This window comes from Streptomyces durbertensis, assembly GCF_014156695.1.
Taxonomy (GTDB): Bacteria; Actinomycetota; Actinomycetes; order Streptomycetales; family Streptomycetaceae; genus Streptomyces; species Streptomyces durbertensis.
In genome coordinates, this window is record NZ_WMLF01000569.1 from 1 (window position 1) to 2,876 (window position 2,876).

3 protein-coding genes are annotated in these 2,876 nt (G+C 72.1%); all 3 read left to right on the forward strand.

The features are described 5' to 3' along the window. A partial coding sequence (locus GL263_RS24450; protein ID WP_182857915.1) for a TadA family conjugal transfer-associated ATPase occupies positions 1 to 838 on the forward strand: 838 nt, incomplete at its 5' end. Continuing rightward, positions 835 to 1,782 (forward strand): type II secretion system F family protein, encoded by a 948-nt coding sequence (locus GL263_RS24455; RefSeq protein ID WP_182857916.1) that lies wholly within the window; start codon positions 835 to 837, stop codon positions 1,780 to 1,782. The genes GL263_RS24450 and GL263_RS24455, both read left to right, overlap by 4 nt. 20 nt (positions 1,783 to 1,802) lie before the next feature. Next, positions 1,803 to 2,696: a DUF5936 domain-containing protein gene (locus GL263_RS24460; protein ID WP_182857917.1), complete on the forward strand. Its 894-nt coding sequence runs from the start codon at positions 1,803 to 1,805 to the stop codon at positions 2,694 to 2,696. Positions 2,697 to 2,876 lie beyond the last annotated feature (180 nt).

Below are 2,876 nucleotides of genomic sequence, written 5' to 3' on the forward strand. Positions count from 1 at the left end.
CACCGGCCCCACCCTCACGATCCGCCGCTTCCCCCGCTCCTACACCCTGCGCGAGCTGACCGGGCTCGGCACCCTCGACGAGCCGACCGTGCTGCTGCTGTCCGCGCTCGTCCGCGCCAAGTTCAACGTGATCGTCTCCGGCGCCACCGGCTCCGGGAAGACCACCCTCCTCAACGCCCTGTCCGGACTCATCCCCGACGGCGAACGTGTCATCACCGTCGAGGACGCCGCCGAACTCCAGCTCCAGCAGTCCCACGTGATCTCCCTGGAGTCCCGGCCGCCCAACGTCGAGGGCAAGGGCCAGATCACCATCCGCGACCTCGTCCGCAACTCCCTGCGCATGCGCCCCGACCGCGTCATCGTCGGCGAGGTCCGCGGCGGCGAGACACTGGACATGCTCCAGGCCATGTCCACCGGCCACGACGGCTCCCTCGCCACCGTCCACGCCAACAGCGCCGAGGACGCCCTCATGCGCCTCCAGACACTCGCCTCGATGTCCGAGGTGAAGATCCCCTTCGCCGCGCTCCGGGACCAGATCAACAGCGCCGTGGACGTCCTCGTCCAACTCGCCCGCCACCCCGACGGCTCCCGCCGCGTCTCCGAGGTCGCGGTCCTCGCCTCGGGCGGCCGGGAGGAGTACCTGCTCACCACCGTCGTCCGGTTCGCCGCGCAGCCGGCCGCCGGGGACCGGACCGTCGCCGGCCGGTTCGAGCACTTCCCCCTGCCGCGCCGCGTCGCCGAACGCCTCCACCTGGCCGGCGAACCCCTGCCACCGGCCTTCGGCGTCGGCGACAGCGACCTCGAACTGGCCACCAGGAAGGCCGGACACCAGCCGTGAACCGAGACCAGCTCGTCCTGCTCACCCTCACCGCCGCCGTGCTCACCCTCGCCGTCGCCGTCCTCGGACTGCGCCTGTGGTTCGCCGGCCGAGTACAGCAGCAGGAACTCATCCAACGCTTCGAACCCGGCGCCGCCGGCGACGAACACCACCCCGCCGGACGCCGCTTCGCCGCCCTCGACCGCCGACTCCGCGCCACCAACCCCGGACGGCGACTCGAACAACGCCTCGCCGCCACGGGCTTGGCGCTCACCCCCGGCGAGTTCGTCGTCTACGTGACACTCGGCGCCGGCCTGCTCTGGTTCCTCGCCCAGGCCGCGCTCGCCGCGTTCTTCGGACCCGTCGCCGCACTGCTCGGCCTGTGGGCCGCGTTCGCCTTCCTCAACTGGCAACGGCAGAAGCGCATCGACCGCTTCATCAACCAACTCCCCGAACTGGCAAGGCTGCTCGCCAACGGAACCCAGGCCGGCCTCGCCCTCCGCACCGCCATCACCATGGCCGCCGAGGAGATGGAGGCACCCGCCGGCGAGGAACTCGCCAAGGTCGCCGACCGGCTCGCCCTCGGCCACTCCGTCGACGAGGCCCTGGGCGAACTCGCCGAACGACTGCCCTCCCGCGAACTCGTCGTCCTCGTCACCACCCTTGTCCTCTCCAGCCGCGCCGGCGGACAGGTCGTCGACTCCCTGCGCAACCTCACCGCCACCCTCGAACAGCGCAAGGAGACCAGGCGCGAGGTCAGGACCCAGCTCTCCCAGGTCAACATGACCGCCTACGCCGTCCCGCTCATCGGGTTCGGCGTGCTGCTCATGATGGACCGCGCGGGCCCCGGCACCCTCGACCGCCTCACCAGCACGTTCCTCGGGCAGGCCGCGGTCGTCACCGCCTTCGCGCTGTACGCGCTCGGCTTCTTCATCATCCGCCGCATGTCCCGCATCGACGTCTGAGCGCGGAGGAACACCACCCCATGAGCACGGCACCGCTCCTCGCCCTCGCCGCCACCCTGTGCGCCGCCGGCCTCGTCGCCGGGCTACGGCTCTACCGCGCCGAGACCAAGCTCCCCGACGACCTGCGGATCGCCCTGGAGGTCGGCGCCACCCGCACCACCCCCGTCGGCTCCGCCGTCGACCGGCTCGGCATGCGCTGGGCCCCCCTCGTCCTCCGCCTGATGGGAGAACGCCGCGTCGACCGCGTCCGCCGCCGCATCGACTACGCCGGCAACCCCGGCGGCCTCACCGTCGACCGCTACGCCGCGCGACGCGCCGTCTACGGCGCCCTCGGCCTGCTCGGCGCGCTCGCCATGCTCAGTGCCGGCCACCACCTGCTCGCCGTCGCCATGCTCGCCTTCGCGGTCTTCTGGGTCGAGGTCGGCATCGCCGCCGCCATCCGCATCCGCAAGGACGAGATCGAACGCACCCTCCCCGACTTCCTCGACGTCCTCGCCGTCGTCGTCTCCGCCGGCCTCGGCTTCCGCCAGGCCCTCGACCGCGTCTCCGAACGCTACGAGGGCCCCTGGGCCGACGAACTCCGCATCACCCTGCGCCAGATGGACATGGGCGTCAGCCGCCGCCAGGCGTTCGAAGAGCTGCGCCGCCGCAACGACTCCGAACAGGTCGCCATGTTCGTCACCGCCCTCCAACAGGGCGAGGACCTCGGCGCGCCCATCGTCGACACCCTCATCGCCATCGCCACCGACATGCGCCGCGCCGACGCCCAGAACGCCCGCCGCCGCGCCGCCAAGGCCGTCCCCAAAGCCACCCTCGTCGTCACCACCGTGATGGTCCCGGCCACCCTCATCCTGCTCATCGCCGGCCTCTTCCTCGGCACCGGAACCGACTTCGCACCCCTCACCAGCGAGTAGCCGACCCGCACCGGCGACCCCACGTGAGCCGAACCACCCACGTCCCCGGAACCGCCGCCTCACCGCCACACGTCACCGCCACTGTCACCGCCTCCGCTCCTGCGGCCCCGCCCCGCCACCGCAGAACTCCTCCGGCCCGACCCGAAGGGAAACGCGCGATGCCCGCCGACCCTCTCTCTA

Bases quoted from the DNA above. Each gene is read 5' to 3' on its own strand.
- GL263_RS24460 (WP_182857917.1), top strand. From the start codon at position 1,803: ATGAGCACGGCACCGCTCCTCGCCCTCGCCGCCACCCTGTGCGCCGCC.